The organism is Ruegeria sp. D3, assembly GCF_056534465.1.
Window position 1 is genome coordinate 420,782 of the sequence record NZ_JBQFPK010000001.1, and the last position, 16,611, is coordinate 437,392.

Annotated in this window: 14 protein-coding genes; 12 read left to right on the forward strand and 2 right to left on the reverse strand. The window is 59.5% G+C overall.

Features of this window, described 5'->3' with window-relative positions:
* The first annotated feature begins 74 nt into the window (after positions 1 to 74).
* The 7 genes from ACR0DX_RS02115 (at position 75) to mdoH (ending at position 9,563) form a co-directional block, all read left to right on the forward strand.
* Positions 75 to 533 carry a DUF302 domain-containing protein gene (locus ACR0DX_RS02115; protein ID WP_170354678.1) on the forward strand — a complete coding sequence of 153 codons (459 nt, stop codon included), beginning with the start codon at positions 75 to 77 and terminating at the stop codon, positions 531 to 533.
* A gap of 78 nt (positions 534 to 611) precedes the next feature.
* Positions 612 to 2,231 (forward strand): thiamine pyrophosphate-binding protein, encoded by a 1,620-nt coding sequence (locus ACR0DX_RS02120; protein WP_170354679.1) that lies wholly within the window; start codon positions 612 to 614, stop codon positions 2,229 to 2,231.
* Positions 2,218 to 3,402, forward strand: coding sequence for a CoA transferase (locus ACR0DX_RS02125; protein WP_170354680.1), 1,185 nt, complete (start codon positions 2,218 to 2,220; stop codon positions 3,400 to 3,402). The genes ACR0DX_RS02120 and ACR0DX_RS02125 overlap by 14 nt, the downstream gene beginning before the upstream one ends.
* A gap of 180 nt (positions 3,403 to 3,582) precedes the next feature.
* Positions 3,583 to 4,953 carry a tetratricopeptide repeat protein gene (locus tag ACR0DX_RS02130; protein ID WP_170354681.1) on the forward strand — a complete coding sequence of 457 codons (1,371 nt, stop codon included), beginning with the start codon at positions 3,583 to 3,585 and terminating at the stop codon, positions 4,951 to 4,953.
* Positions 4,954 to 4,984: 31 nt separating this feature from the next.
* Positions 4,985 to 6,202, forward strand: coding sequence for an OpgC domain-containing protein (locus ACR0DX_RS02135; RefSeq protein WP_170354682.1), 1,218 nt, complete (start codon positions 4,985 to 4,987; stop codon positions 6,200 to 6,202).
* Positions 6,199 to 7,698, forward strand: a complete 1,500-nt coding sequence (locus ACR0DX_RS02140; RefSeq protein WP_480845020.1) for an OpgD/OpgG family glucan biosynthesis protein — start codon at positions 6,199 to 6,201, stop codon at positions 7,696 to 7,698. The genes ACR0DX_RS02135 and ACR0DX_RS02140 overlap by 4 nt, the downstream gene beginning before the upstream one ends.
* Positions 7,695 to 9,563: a glucans biosynthesis glucosyltransferase MdoH gene (gene mdoH / locus ACR0DX_RS02145; protein WP_170354684.1), complete on the forward strand. Its 1,869-nt coding sequence runs from the start codon at positions 7,695 to 7,697 to the stop codon at positions 9,561 to 9,563. Before ACR0DX_RS02140 ends, mdoH begins: the two co-directional genes overlap by 4 nt.
* Here the strand turns inward: mdoH and ACR0DX_RS02150 are convergent, their stop codons facing one another.
* Together ACR0DX_RS02150 and ACR0DX_RS02155 are read right to left on the reverse strand one after the other, a co-directional pair.
* Positions 9,564 to 10,388: an alpha/beta fold hydrolase gene (locus ACR0DX_RS02150; protein ID WP_170354685.1), complete on the reverse strand. Its 825-nt coding sequence runs from the start codon at positions 10,386 to 10,388 to the stop codon at positions 9,564 to 9,566. It abuts the gene before it with no gap.
* A complete protein-coding gene (locus ACR0DX_RS02155; RefSeq protein WP_170354686.1) occupies positions 10,385 to 10,858 on the reverse strand; it encodes a rhodanese-like domain-containing protein in 474 nt (157 codons plus the stop codon). Before ACR0DX_RS02155 ends, ACR0DX_RS02150 begins: the two co-directional genes overlap by 4 nt.
* Positions 10,859 to 11,079: 221 nt before the next feature.
* On the opposite strand from ACR0DX_RS02155, the gene ACR0DX_RS02160 reads away from it, so the two are divergent.
* Genes ACR0DX_RS02160 through ACR0DX_RS02180 form a run of 5 tightly spaced genes read left to right on the forward strand, consistent with a single transcriptional unit; the run spans position 11,080 to position 16,604 of the window.
* Positions 11,080 to 13,950: a monovalent cation/H+ antiporter subunit A gene (locus ACR0DX_RS02160; RefSeq protein ID WP_170354687.1), complete on the forward strand. Its 2,871-nt coding sequence runs from the start codon at positions 11,080 to 11,082 to the stop codon at positions 13,948 to 13,950.
* Positions 13,950 to 14,309: a Na+/H+ antiporter subunit C gene (locus ACR0DX_RS02165; protein WP_170354688.1), complete on the forward strand. Its 360-nt coding sequence runs from the start codon at positions 13,950 to 13,952 to the stop codon at positions 14,307 to 14,309. Before ACR0DX_RS02160 ends, ACR0DX_RS02165 begins: the two co-directional genes overlap by 1 nt.
* Entirely contained in the window at positions 14,306 to 15,841 is a 1,536-nt protein-coding gene (locus tag ACR0DX_RS02170) for a monovalent cation/H+ antiporter subunit D (RefSeq protein WP_170354689.1), read from the forward strand. The genes ACR0DX_RS02165 and ACR0DX_RS02170 overlap by 4 nt, the downstream gene beginning before the upstream one ends.
* Positions 15,838 to 16,338 (forward strand): Na+/H+ antiporter subunit E, encoded by a 501-nt coding sequence (locus ACR0DX_RS02175; protein WP_174821829.1) that lies wholly within the window; start codon positions 15,838 to 15,840, stop codon positions 16,336 to 16,338. The genes ACR0DX_RS02170 and ACR0DX_RS02175 overlap by 4 nt, the downstream gene beginning before the upstream one ends.
* Positions 16,335 to 16,604 (forward strand): K+/H+ antiporter subunit F, encoded by a 270-nt coding sequence (locus ACR0DX_RS02180; protein ID WP_170354690.1) that lies wholly within the window; start codon positions 16,335 to 16,337, stop codon positions 16,602 to 16,604. The genes ACR0DX_RS02175 and ACR0DX_RS02180 overlap by 4 nt, the downstream gene beginning before the upstream one ends.
* Positions 16,605 to 16,611: the final 7 nt, after the last annotated feature.

Genomic DNA, 16,611 nt, shown 5'->3' on the forward strand with positions numbered 1-16,611 from the left:
AACGCACAAGATTGTGAATGCGCCCTGTACCGCTTTCTGGCATCACAGTCTCAACCCCGTAACAGGAGGCCCCGATGAAAGCCCTTTGGACTGCGATAACCCTGTTAGCGACCCCTGCTTTGGCAGACGAGCCCCTCTCGGGCTGGGCCAGCTACGCAACCGACAAAAGTTATGACGCGTTGGTTGCCGACACCAAGGATGCCATCAAGGCCAATGGTCTGATCGTGGTCACGCAGGCAGGCCCGACCAAGGCCGCTGCATCGCGCGGGATCACCATCCCCGGCAATCGGGTTATCGGCGCCTTCAATAACGACTACGCCGTGCGCGTGCTGGAAACCTCGGTGAACGCGATGATCGAGGCGCCGATCCGCTTTTATGTCACCGAGAATGAGGACGGCACCGCCACCCTGTCTTACAAGACTCCCAGTTTTGTCTTTGCGCCCTACGTTTCTGAGGGCGGAGCCCCCTTACGTGAGATCGCCGAGGAACTAGATGGCAAGTTTCAAGCTGTCGCTGAAACAGCAGTCAAATAGTCACACTGGCGTGATCCGCCTTGCGTCTGGGGCCGTCCTCCGCAATCTGCTGTGAAACAGTTTTTCGGAGCATGACTTATGCAAGACCTCTCGCCCCGCGCAGCGGACCTTCTGGCCCAACGTTTGTACGAGGCCGGATGTCGCCACGCCTTTGGAATGCCCGGTGGTGAGGTTCTGACCCTTGTCGATGCGCTGGAACAGGCCGGAATCACCTTTCATCTGACCAAGCATGAAAACGCCGCCGGTTTCATGGCCGAGGCCGTGCATCACCGCGATGGCGCGCCTGCCATTCTGGTCGCCACCCTTGGCCCCGGTGCGATGAACGGGATCAACGTGGTCGCCAATGCCTTGCAAGACCGGGTGCCGATGATCGTGCTGACCGGCTGCGTCGATGCGGATGAGGCGCTGACCTATACCCATCAGGTGATGGATCACGCGCAGGTCTATCGCTCGATCACCAAAGGGACGTTTACACTGACCGCCAAAGGCGCAGACATTATTGCCGATAAGGCGGTTACGTTGGCCAATCAGCCGCGCCCCGGTCCCGTGCATATCGACGTGCCGATCTCGGTCGCGGATACCCGCGTGTCGGGCGTAAAACCGCGCCGCCGCGCCAAGATTGCCTCTGTATCCCCTGCGGGCGACTGCGTCGAGAAAGCCCGCCGATGGGTGTCGCAGGCCGAACGGCCCATCGCAATTGTCGGGCTGGATGTTCTCTATGACGACTCGCGCAACGTGGTGCAGGCATTTCTGGAGCATTTCGACATCCCCTTCGTGACGACATACAAGGCCAAGGGCGTCGTGCCTGAGGATCATCCTCTGTGCCTAGGTGGCGCGGGCCTTTCGCCGCTGGCTGACAAACATCTGGTTCCGCTGGTCGAACAGGCTGATCTGGTGCTGTGTCTGGGCTATGACCCGATCGAAATGCGCCCCGGCTGGCGTGAGATCTGGGACCCAGCGGAAAAGCGCGTGATCGACGTCTCGGCTGTGCCCAATGACCATTACATGCATCAGGCGGGGCTGAATTTGGTGGCACATACCGGCGAGACGCTGGAGGCCATCGCCAAAGGCACCCCGTCGCGCAAGACATGGCTGGGTGGCGAACCCGCGCAAGTCAAAGCCGCTTTGGCGCAGGCGTTTCCCACTGATGACGACTGGGGGCCCGCGGCGGTGATCGCCGAAACCCGCGCTGCCCTGCCCGCCAACACGCTGGCGACCGCCGACAGCGGCGCGCATCGTATTTTGCTGAGCCAGATGTGGGACTGCTCCGAGGAACGCGGGCTGATCCAATCCTCGGCCCTGTGTACCATGGGCTGTGCCGTGCCGATGGCGATTGGCCTGAAACTGGCCGAACCCGACCGCCCAGTGATCAGCTTCTCGGGTGACGCCGGGTTCCTGATGGTCGCCGGAGAGCTGTCGACCGCCGCCGAGATGGGCGGCAACCCAATCTTTCTGGTTTTTGTCGATGCCAGCCTTGCGCTGATTGAGCTGAAACAGCGCCAGCGCCAGATGGGCAACACAGGCGTGGATTTCGACCGCCACGACTTTGCCGCCATGGGCCGCGCGTTCGGCGGTAACGGCCACACGGTGCGCAACCGCGAAGAACTGCGCGCGGCGCTGGATGCGGCGGTCAAGGCCGACGGCTTTACCGTCATCGCCGCCGAGATCGACCGTGGAGGCTATGATGGCCGGATCTGAGGGGCCGCTGAAGGGCATCAAGGTTCTGGACCTGTCCCGCATTCTGGCAGGACCGACCTGCACGCAATTGCTGGGCGATCTGGGCGCAAACGTGATCAAGATCGAAAACCCAGCAACCGGCGGCGATGACACGCGGCAATGGGGCCCTCCGTATGTGACGGACGCGGACGGGAATGCATCGGACCTGAGCGCTTATTTCATGTCGGCCAACCGTAACAAGAAATCTGTGGCAATCGACATCACAACAGCCGAGGGTCAGGCGGCAATCCGACGTCTCGCCTCGCATGCCGATATCCTGATCGAGAATTTCAAACCCGGCGGGTTGGCGAAGTATGGGCTGGACTATGCAACTCTGTCGCAGGAATTTCCCAGCCTCGTTTATTGCTCGATCTCAGGCTACGGACAGGACGGACCAAACGCGTCGAAGCCCGGATATGACCTGATGGCACAAGGTTACGGCGGGATCATGTCTCTGACCGGTGATCCCGAGGGCGCGCCCATGAAAGTGGGCGTTGGCATCGCTGACGTGATGTGCGGCATGTACGCGACCGTCGGTATTCTGGCCGCGCTACGCCATCGGGATCAAACAGGCGAGGGCCAGCAGATCGACCTTGCGCTGGTTGACGCGCAAATTGCGTGGCTGATCAATGAGGGTGTGAATTACCTGACCTCGGGTCATGTACCCCAGCGGCGTGGAAACGGGCATCCGAATATTGTGCCCTATGACGTCTATCAAACGGCGGACGGGCACGTGATCCTGGCCGTTGGCAATGACAGTCAGTTCAGACGGTTCTGTGACTTCGTCGGACAGCCTGACTTGGCGGACGATCCCCGTTTTGCGACCAACCCATCACGTCTGGAACATCGTGATGCGCTGAATGCAATTCTGCGCCCAGCCGTGCAAAACCATGACACTGAAACCGTCATTGCCGAGCTTGAGGCGCGCAAAGTGCCTGTGGGCCCGGTGCAGACGTTGGATCAGATTTTTGCCACCGATCAGGTCGCCGCAAGGCAGATGCAGATCGCCATGCAAGCCGACCCGGCACAGGTGAATCTGATCGGAAATCCACTGAAACTGTCCAAAACGCCTGTAACATATCGCAGTGCTCCACCAACCTTTGGCGCGGACACTCAGGCCGTTCTGAACGCCGAAAACCCGTTTGAAGACTGAAACACAATGCCTAATTCGGCGGCATGTTGCTGAAACATGCCGTTGAATCGGCGGTTTTTTTCACGTTTTGCACACACAGCATTTCACCAATTCGAGAGGTCGGTCGATACTGATACGACCCCGCTAGAGTCTCTGATAAGTCGAATAATGTACTAATTCTCAACGGATCGGACCACGAGCATGAAACAAGACGTTTTCGGACAGATGAACACCCTGAGCCATTCGGCAAGCGCCGAGGCATGGGATGGCGTGCTGCTCGGGTTCATGGCGCATGCGGCGGTGACGCCTCAGCATCTGGGAAAAGTCTTGGAGCTCGAGCCGGATTTTGCCCTGGGCCATGCGATCAAAGGTCTGTTCATGGTTCTGCTGGGCCGCCGCGAGATGATGCCAGTCGCCGTCGATGCTCTGGCCGCTGCCAATGCCGCGATGGAGCGTCAACCGGTAACCGCACGCGAACGCCTTTATGTACAAGCGCTGGAGCTGTATCTGTCCGATCTGCCCTCGCAAGCCGTTCAGAAGTTCGAGGAAATCCTGCGCGCCCATCCGCAAGACTCGCTGGCGATGAAGCTTAGCCATGCCACCCGCTTTGTTCTGGGCGACGCCGAAGGCATGCGTCGCTCGATCGAACGTGTGATGCCGGCGTATGAGCCTGATCACGCGGGCCGTGGATATCTGTTGGGCTGCCATTCTTTCGCGCTAGAAGAAACCGGTGCCTATGAGAAGGCCGAGATTGCAGGCCGTCAGGCGCTGTGGATGGTGTCAGATGACGCATGGGGCCTGCACGCGGTGGCCCACGTGCATGAAATGACCGGCAACGCACAGCTGGGTCTGGATTGGCTGGCCGGGCGCGAGGACGCTTGGGCGCATTGTAACAACTTCCGCTATCACGTCTGGTGGCACAAGGCGCTGATGCACCTGGATCTGGGCCAGGTCGATCAGGTGATGGAGTTGTATGACAACTACATCCGTCAGGACAAAACCGACGATTACCGCGATATCTCGAACGCGACCTCGTTGTTGTCCCGTTTGGAACTTGAGGGCGTAAACGTCGGCAATCGCTGGGAAGAACTGGCTGACCTGAGCGCCAATCGCACCGAAGACGGCTGCCTGATCTTTGCCGACCTGCACTATTTGCTGGCTCTGACTGGCGATAACCGGGACGAAGCAACCGGAAAGATGCTGAAACGCATCCAGAAAGACGCCCAGCGCAATCAGGGCGACACCCCAATCCGCATGTCCGATCCGGGCATCGCGGCGGCCAAGGGTTTGGAAGCCTTTGGTGACGGACTATATGGTCAAGCCTTTGATTTCCTGACCACCGCACGTGACGGAATGCAGATGGCAGGTGGCAGTCACGCGCAACGTGATGTATTCGAGCGCATCACAATTGATTCCGGCCTGCGCGCCGGACGTCTGGATGCGGTCGAGCGCATCCTGGATGATCGCCGCGCAAAACGGGCCGGTGGCGAGGACAATTACGCCCTTGCGCGCCGCGAATTGATCGACGCGGCACGCGATGACCGGGATGCACAAAGCGTTCCGGCTGAATAACAAAAAAAGACCAAAGAAGGACAGAACACGTATGGCGACAGCATCGCCCGCTTCTGATTTTGCGCCTGTGGCGGCCCAAGCAGCCGCCCCTGCCCGCGTGCGCGACCCGCGGCTGGATTTCTATCGCGGCATCGCGATGTTCATCATCCTGATCGCACACATCCCGAACGACCCTTGGGCCAGATGGATTCCGGCGCGGTTCGGCTATTCGGATGCAACCGAGATTTTCGTGTTCTGCTCGGGCATGGCCTCGGCAATCGCGTTCGGCGGGGCTTTTGCCCGCAAGGGCTGGTGGATGGGGACGGCTCGCGTGGCGTTCCGCATCTGGCAGGTCTACTGGGCGCATATCTGCCTGTTCTTCTTTGTGGCCATGTCGATGGCGGCGCTGGACCAGACGGGTTTCTTCGAGAAAACATATATTTCCTCGCTGAACCTCCAGCATTTCTTCAACGATCCCGCGCCACAGATGGTCGGCCTGTTCACGCTGACATACGTGCCGAACTACTTTGACATCCTGCCGATGTATCTGGTGGTTCTGGCGCTGATGCCCGTTTACATGGGCCTGTACCGCATCGGGTTTTGGGCCGTGGCCGCCACGTCGATTGCGATTTGGCTGGTCGCACAAACCGGTGCGCTGGCCCTGCCGGCCGAGCCTTGGTCAGACCGTCAGTGGTTCTTCAACCCCTTCGGCTGGCAGTTGCTGTTCTTTACCGGCTTTGCCTTCATGCGCGGGTGGATCCCTGCCCCCCCTGTATCGAAAACCCTGATCTGGGCTGCCGTACTGTTCCTGATCCTGTCGGCCCCGTTTGGATCGTGGAAGGTCTTCACCTGGATCAACAATGCCGCGCCGGAATTAGGTGCCGTGCTGCGCAAGGGCTGGCCCTTGACCTCGGAACTGCGGGGCAAGACCGAGTTTGGCCTGCTGCGCTATGTTCACTTCCTCTCACTGGCCTATCTGGGCTGGGTCGTCGCGGGTGAGCATGGCCATCGCCTGATCGCAACCGGTCAGGGTGCAGCCGCGAAAGTTTGGGAGTTCCTGCTGACCGTCATCACCAAGGTCGGGCAGCAATCCTTGGCGGTCTTCGTCTTTTCCATGGCAGCAGCGCGCCTGATCGGCGTTGGGCTGGACCTGAGTGGGCGGGATGTTGCCAGCGTCTTCATCGCCAACATGATCGGCTTTGCCATGATCATCGGCGTGGCCTATCTGGCCGGTTGGTTCAAGTCACAGCCCTGGAAGTCTAAAAAATGAATTTCACACGTCGCGCATTTCTGGCCTCAACCTCGGCGCTTGCTTTCGCTCCGGCCACCTTTGCCGCCAGTGGCGAGGTCCCCTTTGACCGCAATGACGTGATCGCGCTGGCCCGTGAACTGGCCAGCCAACCCTATGCCGAGCGTGAAATGGTTCCGCAGGAATGGCAGGACTTGACGTATCAACAGTATCGCTCGATCCGGTTCCGGCTGGACCGTGCGCTGTGGTATGAAACCCAGACGCCGTTCAACGTAGATTTCTTTACGCCAGGCCTGTACTTCCCGCGCACTGTTAAGGTTTCAACGGTCGAGGACGGGATGACCACCCCGGTTACGTTCGATCTGTCGATGTTCGACAAATCCGAAGACGTGCCGACCCTGCCCATCGACGACACGCTGGGGTTCTCGGGCTTGCGCCTTCGCACCGAAATGCACCGCCCCGGTAAGACCGATGAGTTCTGCGTCTGGCAAGGCGCCAGCTATTTCCGCGCCATTGGTCTGCACGAGGTTTACGGGCTGTCCGCGCGTGGTCTGGCCCTGAAAACCGGCGATCCGGATGGGGAGGAGTTCCCGGAGTTTATCCGCTTCTGGCTGGAACGCCCCAAACCCGGCCAGCGAAACATGGTCGTGCATGCGCTGATGGACAGCCCCAGCGTGACCGGGGCCTATCGGTTCAACGTCACCGCCGGGGCCGACTGCATCATGGATGTCGAAGCAACGCTCTTCCCCCGCGAAGAGCTGCCCCATGTGGGCATCGCGCCCGGCACCTCGATGTTCCTGTTCGACCAGACCAACCAAAGCCGGTTTGACGATTTCCGCCCCGCCGTTCATGACAGCGATGGCCTAATGGTTCGCAATGGCGCGGGCGAGGTGCTGTGGCGGCCTTTGGCCAATCCCACCCGCCTGCAGATTTCGTCGTTCGTGGACACGAACCCACGCGGCTTTGGCCTGATGCAGCGCAAACGCAAGTTCTCGGACTATGCGGATCTTGAAGCGAACTATCACAAGCGCCCCGGCCTGTGGGTCGAACCCAAGGGCGATTGGGGTAAAGGCACCGTGACGCTGGTCGAGATTCCGGCGGATCAGGAGATATATGACAACATCGTCGCCTATTGGCGCCCGGCCGAGCCCTATGCCGCCGGCAGCCAGATCGACATGTCCTATCGTTTGATCTGGGGCGAAGAACCCCAGCGCACGCCCATGCCGCGCGTGATCAGCACCGCGATGGGCGACAATACCTTCGGCGAAGGACGTCTGGCAGTGATCGATTTTGAGGCCTCGGACCTGTTCGATGACCCCGATGCGATGACCATCTTTGTTGACTCGCCCCATGCCGAGACCTCGGACGGCGTGCTGCAACGCAACCCCGATACCGGCGGCTTGCGGCTAGCCTTCTCGTTCCAACCGGGCGAGCGGAACCACGTAGAGCTGCGCGCGCAGCTCCTGAAGGACAAACAGCCCGCCTCTGAGGTTTGGCTCTACCGTTGGACCACATGAGCCGCGATCTGCATATCATGCCGCCCGAGGCCCCTCTGGCGATGCCCGCGCAGGATTTCAGCGCCGGGTTTCGGGATGCGCAGGTGCCGAATGGCAAGCGCGCCTCGGCCGGGTTCTGGCGTGCGCTGGCCTTTTCGCCTGCGATGGCGGCCACTCTGGGACTGCTTTGGGTGATGTCCGACTGGTTCGGGGCCGAAGGGATCAACCTGATCGAAGGCATCTTGCTGACGTTGATCTCGTTTAACTTCTTCTGGATTTCTTTCACTGTCTGCACCGTGCTGCTGGGCATGGTGTCCCTGTCTCGGCAGGAACAGCCGAAACGCGAAGGCCGCCCTCAGCCCCTGCGCGTGGCGCTCTTGACGCCCGTCTACAACGAGGTGCCATGGAACGTGCTGGGCAATGCCCGCACCATGCTGGAAGATCTGAGTAAGCGCGGTGGTCAGCATCACTATGCCATGTTCATCCTGTCCGACACGCGCGACCCCGAGATCGCCGCACAGGAACAGGCCAGCGTCGAGGCGCTGCGCACCACACTCGCCCCTGGCCTTGAGCTGTATTACCGCCGTCGTCCTGAAAACACTGACCGCAAGGTTGGCAATATCGCCGATTGGGTCAGCCGATGGGGGGCTGATTGGGACGCCATGCTGGTGCTGGATGCTGACAGTCTGATGACCGGTCGTGCCATCACCCGCCTGACCGACGCCTTGGCGCGTGACCCCAGAGCCGGTCTGATCCAGAGCTACCCGCAGCTGATCGGCGCGCAATCGGTCTTTGCCCGGATGCAGCAATTTGCCAACGGCGTCTACGGCATCGCCTTTGCCGAAGGCCTGGCCCGTTGGTGCGGGCAAGAAGGCAACTATTGGGGCCACAACGCCATCATCCGCACGCGCGCCTTTGCCTCAAGCGCGGGTCTGCCTAAGCTGCGCGCTTTCAATGGTCAGGAAAAGCTGATCATGAGCCACGATTTCGTCGAAGCAGGCCTGCTGCGCCGTGCCGGATGGGCCGTGCGCTTCCTACCCCGTATTCGCGGGTCGTATGAAGAGACGCCCCCTACGCTGATCGACCACGCGCTGAGGGATCGGCGCTGGTGTCAGGGCAACCTGCAACACCTGAAATTGCTGGGCTCGACCGGGTTCCGCGCGGTGTCCCGCTTCCACATGTTCCACGGCGCAGTCGGTTATCTGATGTCGCCGCTGTGGTTTGCCCTGCTGGTGATGTGGGCGCTGATCGGTCAGGGTGAGGACGCGTCGGTCCTGTATTACTTTAGCCCTGACAACCCTCTGTTCCCGCAATGGCCCGAGATGTCGGAAACCCGCCATGTGCTGATCATCCTAGTCATGTACGCCATGCTGCTGGCGCCCAAGGTGCTGGGCGTTCTTGCCCTGCCGCTCAGCGGTGTGCGCTATGCCGAGTTCGGCGGTGGCTTGAAATTCGTCACCTCGTTTCTTGCCGAAGTGGTGCTGTCAATCCTCTATGCACCCATCCTGATGGTACAACAGATGATTGCCGTCTTCCGCACCGCCTTCGGTGTTCAAAAGGGGTGGTCTCCGCAGACGCGCGATGGCGGCAGCTATGGCTTGCGCACATTGGTCCTGTGTCACGCACTGGAAACGGTAAGTGGCATTGCGTTGAGTGTGGGCATTCTGTCGGGCCTGGTGTCCATCTGGCTGGCCCCGATAGCGATCAGCCTGGCCTTTGCGATCCCGCTGTCTGCGCTCAGCGGGGTATCTTCGGCTTCTGCGCGCCGCATGGTCGGGATGAGAGAAGACGTCAAGGAACCCGCGATCACCCGGTCTGCCCGCCGTCACAGAGACGAGTTGAAGCGCGTGATCGAGGGCAAAGGCGTGATGACCCCGGCAGAATGATCACCCGCCGGGCAAGCCCTCATACCAATCAACCATCATATCGGACCAGCCTTTAGGTACGGTATGTCCGCCTGGGAACAACGCAAATTCCAGCGCGCTGCCATCTGCGCAACCGCTCCAATAGCGGCGCATAAAGGGGCCCGTGGTCGAAAAACCGCTGGGTTTGGTATCAACGCAGCCATTGGCCAAGCGCCAGATTTCCAGCCCGGCAAAGATATCGCCCTGATGGAACCGGCCCCCACCCAACAGCCGCCCTTCCAGCGGCACCACGTTGTCAATCCAGCCATGAGTATGAAACAGGCGCACCGGACCTTCGCAGGTTTCGGGATGCGGCCGCCAGAACCCACCTGACACGGGCACATAGGCCGAAAACGTCTCGGGTGCATCGCAAGCCAGATAATTGACCATGAACCCGCCAGCCGAGAATCCGCCCAAAATCACACGGTCCCTGTCGATACCAAACCGTTCGGCAGCGTCATCTACCACTTCGGTCAGAAAGGCGGTCTCGTCCCGGTCACCGAAACCGGGATAGAAATTCCAGCTTTTGATTCCGGGGCGGCTTGGTCGTTCCAACCCTTCGGGCGCCATCACAGCATATCCCCGTGCAAGCAGGGGCTTGACCATACTGCGGTTCTTCATGGTGCCAGTACCGCTGCCCCCGTACCCGTGCAGAAACACGACCAGAGGTGGGTTGTCTGCTTTGGGCAGTTCGATGTGATACGCACCCGAGTCGGTCTGACACGCCTCATCCTGATCCGCGCAAGCGGCATAACTGGCCTGCCCCGCAAATACAGCGGCCACCGCCATCGCGACAGCGCGGATCATTGGCCTGCCTCGTCATATGCGCCGACGGGCAGCCCGGCACGCACCCAACCCGGCCCGGCTGCGGAGCCCAACATACCTTCCGGCACGTCGATAATATTGGTGAACCCCGCCTCGCTGAGCCTGTTGCTGAGCCGCGCAGACCGCACTCCGCGCGCGCAAATCAGCGCAACCGGCGCGTTCTTATTCCCGTCGGTCAATTGATCCAACGCTGCAACGAAATCGTCACGACGCATGTCCAGCGGATGGGCCCCTTCGCCCACGCCCGTCGCCTGCCATTCCCGAGGCGTTCGGATGTCCAGCAGTAAAATGTCGCCAGACAGGGCTTGCTGGTGCGCGGCTTCGACACTGAGATGTCCGCCAGCATAGCTGGGCGGGATCAAACGGTATTCCCGGATTGCGAAACCGGTGGCGACAAGCGCCCCACCGCCAACCAATACCCACCTGCGGTTTTTGACTGTTTTGTCTGTCACGTCCGACCCTCCTGAACGGTCTTCGACGTTCTATCACACAGAGACAGTCAATTCCGCGCAGAATTTGCGAGTAGGGATCAAGTTCTTGTCAGAGATTTTTTCAAAAAATGCATTTGATTGCGCTTTTAGAACGAAGTGAAAAACTTGCAATAGCTGGACAGTCGAAAAATTTCCCTTACAAAAACAGTAATACATTGACCGCCAAGACCGGAGTATCGCACTTGTCCCTATTCCTCATCGCGGCCCTTCCCTTTCTCGGCGCTGTGTTTCCAGCCCTGCTGATCAGGGCAGGACGAAATGCAGCAGCCTCGGCCGCGGGTTTGACCACGTTTCTGGCCCTTGCTGGTCTGCTGATCCACATTCCGTCTGTTATGCGCGGGGATGTCGTATCCGCTCGGTTCGACTGGATACCCCTTCTGGGCCTGAACGCGAATTTCATGCTGGATGGGCTTGGTTTCCTGTTTGCTCTGCTGATTCTTGGCATTGGTCTGCTGATCATTCTCTATGCGCGGTTCTATCTCTCGCGTGAGGACCCAATGGGTCAGTTCTACACCTATCTGCTGCTGTTTCAGGGCGCGATGGTCGGAATCGTCCTCTCCGACAACATTCTTCTTTTGCTTATCTTCTGGGAGCTTACATCTTTAAGCTCATTCCTTTTGATCGGTTATTGGAAACATCTGCCCGAAGGCCGTCAGGGCGCACGAATGGCATTGGCTGTCACCGGTTCGGGCGGTCTGGCGATGATCGCCGGGATGCTGATTTTGGGTAATATCGTCGGGTCGTATGATCTGAGCGTGATCCTTCAGAACAAAGAGCTGATCCAAGCCTCACCCTATTACCTGCCGGCGTTGATCCTGATCCTTCTGGGGTGTTTCACCAAATCGGCGCAGTTCCCGTTCCATTTCTGGCTGCCCCACGCGATGGCCGCCCCGACGCCTGTTTCGGCCTATCTGCACTCTGCCACGATGGTTAAGGCGGGGCTGTTCCTAATGGCGCGGACGTGGCCGGTTCTGGCCGGGACCGATGCGTGGTTCTATATCGTGGCCACCACCGGGCTGGTGACGATGCTCATGGGCGCAGTGATTGCGCTGTTCAAGGATGACCTAAAGGCGTTGCTGGCCTTTTCGACCGTGTCGCATCTGGGTCTGATCACCATGCTACTTGGCTTTGGCACCAAATTTGCTGCAGTGGCTGCCGTATTCCACATCATCAACCACGCCACGTTCAAAGCCGCGCTGTTCATGACCGCAGGGATCGTCGATCATGAAACTGGCACACGCGACGTAAAGCGGCTGGGCGGGTTGCGTCACCTGATGCCAATCACCTTCACGATTGGCACCATAGCGGCCCTGTCTATGGCCGGTCTGCCACCGTTGAACGGTTTCCTGTCGAAAGAAATGATGCTGGAGGAAACCGTCCACACCACCTGGCTGCATTCGCACTACCTGGTGCCTGGGCTGGCCCTTCTGGCGGCGCTGTTTTCGGCCGCCTATTCCTTCCGCTTTGTCAGCCATGTGTTCCTGGGTCCAAAACGCGACGACTATCCTGCGCATCCGCATGATCCACCTGTAGGTCTTTGGCTGGCCCCTGCGTTTTTGATTGTTTTGGTCGTTCTGATCGGCCTGTATTCCGCAGCGATTGTTGGCGCTCTGGTCGCCGTGGTTTCCAGCGCGGTGATTGGCGGCGAAAAACTGCCTTACTATTCGCTCAAGCTGTGGCACGGATTCACGCCTGCACTTTACATGTCAGTCGTCGCAACCCTGGGCGGCTTGTTCCTGCTGTCGCAGCATCGCCGGGCGGAAAGCCTTTGGAACGCCCTGCCCCGCCCCGAGGCTAAGGTGATCTTTGAAGCTGTGATCGCAGCGTTGACTGCGCTTAGCCGCCGCATCACGGACTCGCTGCATAATGGCGTGATCAGCCGCTATGCCATGATCCTGATCGTGTTCACCGTGGGTTTGGGATACTATGCCTATGCCACAGGCACGATCGGTCCGGTCACCCGCGAACCGCTTAAGCTTGAGATCATTCCGGTCGTCGGCTGGATCTGTCTGGTCACCGCGACACTGGCTATCATGTGGTTCCACCGCAACCGCCTGCTGTCGCTGGTTCTGATCGGCGTCGTTGGCCTGATTGTTTCGATGGCGTTCAACTATCTGTCGGCACCTGACCTTGCGCTGACTCAGATCTCGGTCGAAGTGGTGACAATGATCCTGCTTTTGTTGTCCCTGAACTTCCTGCCCACGGACACACCATGGGATAGCAGCGCGGCGCGGCGGTGGCGCGATGCAGCAATCTCGGTCGGGGCCGGGATCGGTACAGGCGCTCTGGTCTATGCACTGATGTTGCGAGACTTTGCCTTTCCCACAATCTCAGAGTTCCATCTGGCCAATTCCTACAAAGGTGGCGGGGGAACCAATGTGGTCAACGTGATCCTCGTGGACTTCCGAGGGTTTGATACGTTCGGAGAGATCATCGTGCTGGGCATTGCCGCTTTGATCATCTTTGCGCTGACGGAATCCGTTCTAGCGACCAACGTTCGGGCCTATCTGCTGAACCGCAAGCCGCACTGGCCTCAATCCGGGGATTCGCATCCTTTGATGATGGTGGTGGTGACGCGTATGATGATGCCCATTGCCCTGATGGTGGGTGCCTACATCTTTTTCCGCGGCCACAACCAGCCTGGTGGAGGGTTCATCGCCGGCCTGATCGTGGCAATCGCCTTCCTGATGCAGTACATGGCCAGCGGCTATACTTGGGCGATCGAGCGCCAGCGGTTCTACTACCATGGCACAATCGGTTGGGGTGTTCTGATCGCTGCGGCAACAGGCATCGGCGCCTGGTTCAATGAACGCCCGTTCCTGACCAGCGACTTCGGCTATATTCACTGGCCCCCGCTCGAAGAGTTCGAGTGGGCAACAGCAATCCTGTTCGATACGGGCGTTTTCCTGGCGGTTTTGGGTGCGGTCATGCTGGCACTGGACAGCCTGTCTCGTTTTGCGTGGCAACCGGGCATGGCGCAGGAATTCCCGATGGATATCAACCCGCTGCGTGACGATCCGCCAGAAGAAGAACAAGAGAAGGAGCAGGTCTGATGGAAGCGCTGGTTGCCTCTGCCGTAGGCGTCATGACCACTGCCGGGATTTTCCTGATCCTGCGTCGTCGTACATTCCCGGTTATTCTGGGCCTGTCGCTGATCACCTATGCAGTGAACGTGTTTCTGTTTGCCACTGGTCGGTTGGCGCTGGACGCGCCTGCGGTGCTGAACAAATACGAGGATGTCCCTTACACCGACCCACTGCCGCAGGCGCTGGTGTTGACGGCTATCGTCATTTCTTTTGGCATGACAGCGGTGATCGTAATGATCTCATTATCGGCCTATCTGTCGGCGCGAAATGACCACATCGACATGACCGCGCAAGACAATACCGACCCGGCAGGAGATGACGCATGAACCACTGGATCGTAGCGCCGATCGTCCTGCCCGCGATCCTGGCCCCATTCATCATCATGGTCCTGCGCTACCACCTTGACCTGCAGCGCATCTTCTCGGTCGCTGGTGTGGTGGGCCTGCTGGGGATCGCCCTGACCATCACGGCGCAAGCTGCAGGCGGTGATATCCAGGTTTATGAACTGGGCAACTGGCCTGCACCTTTCGGTATCGTTCTTGTGCTGGACAGGCTGTCAGCCATGATGGTCCTGCTGACCGCGCTGCTGGCCCTGCCCATCGTGCTATATGCCATCGCCTCAGGTTGGGACGACAGGGGCAAGCATTTTCATGCGTTGTTTCACTTTCAGCTCATGGGCGTGTGTGGTGCCTTCCTGACGGGTGATGCTTTCAACCTGTTCGTGTTCTTCGAGGTCCTTCTGATCGCGTCCTATGGCCTGATGACCCATGGCGGCGGCGCGGTTCGCCTTAAGGCAGGTGTACAATACGTCGCCTATAACCTGCTGGGTTCGACCCTGTTCCTGTTCGCGCTGGGCACGCTTTATGCGGTGACAGGCACGCTGAACATGGCGGATATGGCGGTGCGCGTTGCGGAATTGCCGGCCGAGGATACTGCTCTGTTGCGTGTGGGCGCGGTGCTGCTGTTGCTGGTCTTCTGTATTAAAGCCGCTGTTCTGCCCCTGCATTTCTGGCTGCCCGCCAGCTATGCCAATGCGCCACTGCCGGTCGCGGCCTTGTTTGCGATCATGACCAAAGTTGGGGCCTATTCGATCCTGCGGATGTATACGCTTGGCTTTGGCCCCGAGGTCGAAGCCACGCAGGGCCTGGTCGGGACTTGGTTGCAACCCGCCGCACTGGTGACGCTGGCCGTCGGAGCGATTGGTATCCTTGGCGCGCAGCACATCGCCCGGATGGTGGCCTTCTGCGCCATCGCCTCGATGGGGACGCTGCTGGTCGCTATCTCGTTGTTCACCGAAGCGGCAACTGGCGCGGCTCTCTACTACGTCTATCACTCGACACTGGCGACCGCCCTGATGTTCCTTGTGGCCGATCTGGTCGTCGAACGTCGCGGCGGGGCGATCGCCCCCACCGCGCCAATGCCGCAAAGCGGGCTGGTCTCGGCCCTGTTCTTCGTCGGTGCGATTGCGTTGGCTGGCATGCCGCCCTTGTCCGGGTTTATCGGCAAGCTGCTGGTACTGGACGCAGCACGGGACGCACCGGACGCAAACGCCATCTGGGCCGTCGTGCTGATCGGGTCCTTCGTGACGATTGTCGGACTGGCCCGTGCCGGGACGTTGATCTTCTGGAAAAGCCACGACGCGCAGCATATCGGCGATGGCAGCCAGGATGACGTGGCCGAGCAGCCAGCCCCCGAACCCAATCCTGCTCTTGCTCTGACCTCGGTTTTCGGGCTGGTTTTGGGTTTGGTTCTGCTTACTCTTTTTGCCGGCCCTGCCCTGACCTATGCCACGAAAACGGCCGAGCAGCTTTACACGCCTGACGCCTACATCTCAGCTGTATTGGGAGGAGAAGAATGATCAGACTTCTGCGCCGGATTTTCCCCCACCCGCACCTGACGTTTCTGCTTACGGTCGTCTGGGTGTTGCTTGCCAACACGGGTTCGTTGAACTCGGTCGTGTTTGGTCTGCTGTTGGGAATTATTATACCCTTCATCACGCAACCTTATTGGCCCGACCGCCCGAAACTGCGCAACTGGCCAATGATCGCAGAATATATGCTGATTGTGCTGTGGGATATCGTTGTTGCCAACGTCACAGTGGCCATGATCATCCTGTTTAAACGTGACGCGGACCGGAAACCGTGCTGGATCAGTGTCCCGCTGGAGTTGCGCACACCCGAAGCGATCACTGTGCTGGCCGGCACCATCACGATGACGCCCGGAACCGTCAGCAGCGACCTGTCCGCTCAGGGTCACTGTCTTCTGGTTCACTGCCTGGATGCGCCGGACCCGGATGCGGTTCGCGACCAGATCAAACAACGTTACGAGCGGCGGCTGAAGGAGATTTTCGAATGATCGACTTAGCGATACAATTTGCCTTTGTCTGTTTCGGGGCCGCAATCATGATGTGTCTTTGGCGGATCATCACTGCTGATGGCGTGGGTACCCGGGTTCTGGCCTTGGATACGATGGTGATCAATACGATCGCTTTGATTGTGCTTTACGGCCTGTATCTCGGCACCGAGATCTTTTTCGAGGCCGCCATGATCATCGCCATGCTCGGCTTTGTCTCAACCGTGGCCTACGCACGCTTTATGCTGCGCGGCAACATTATTGAATGAGGGCGGA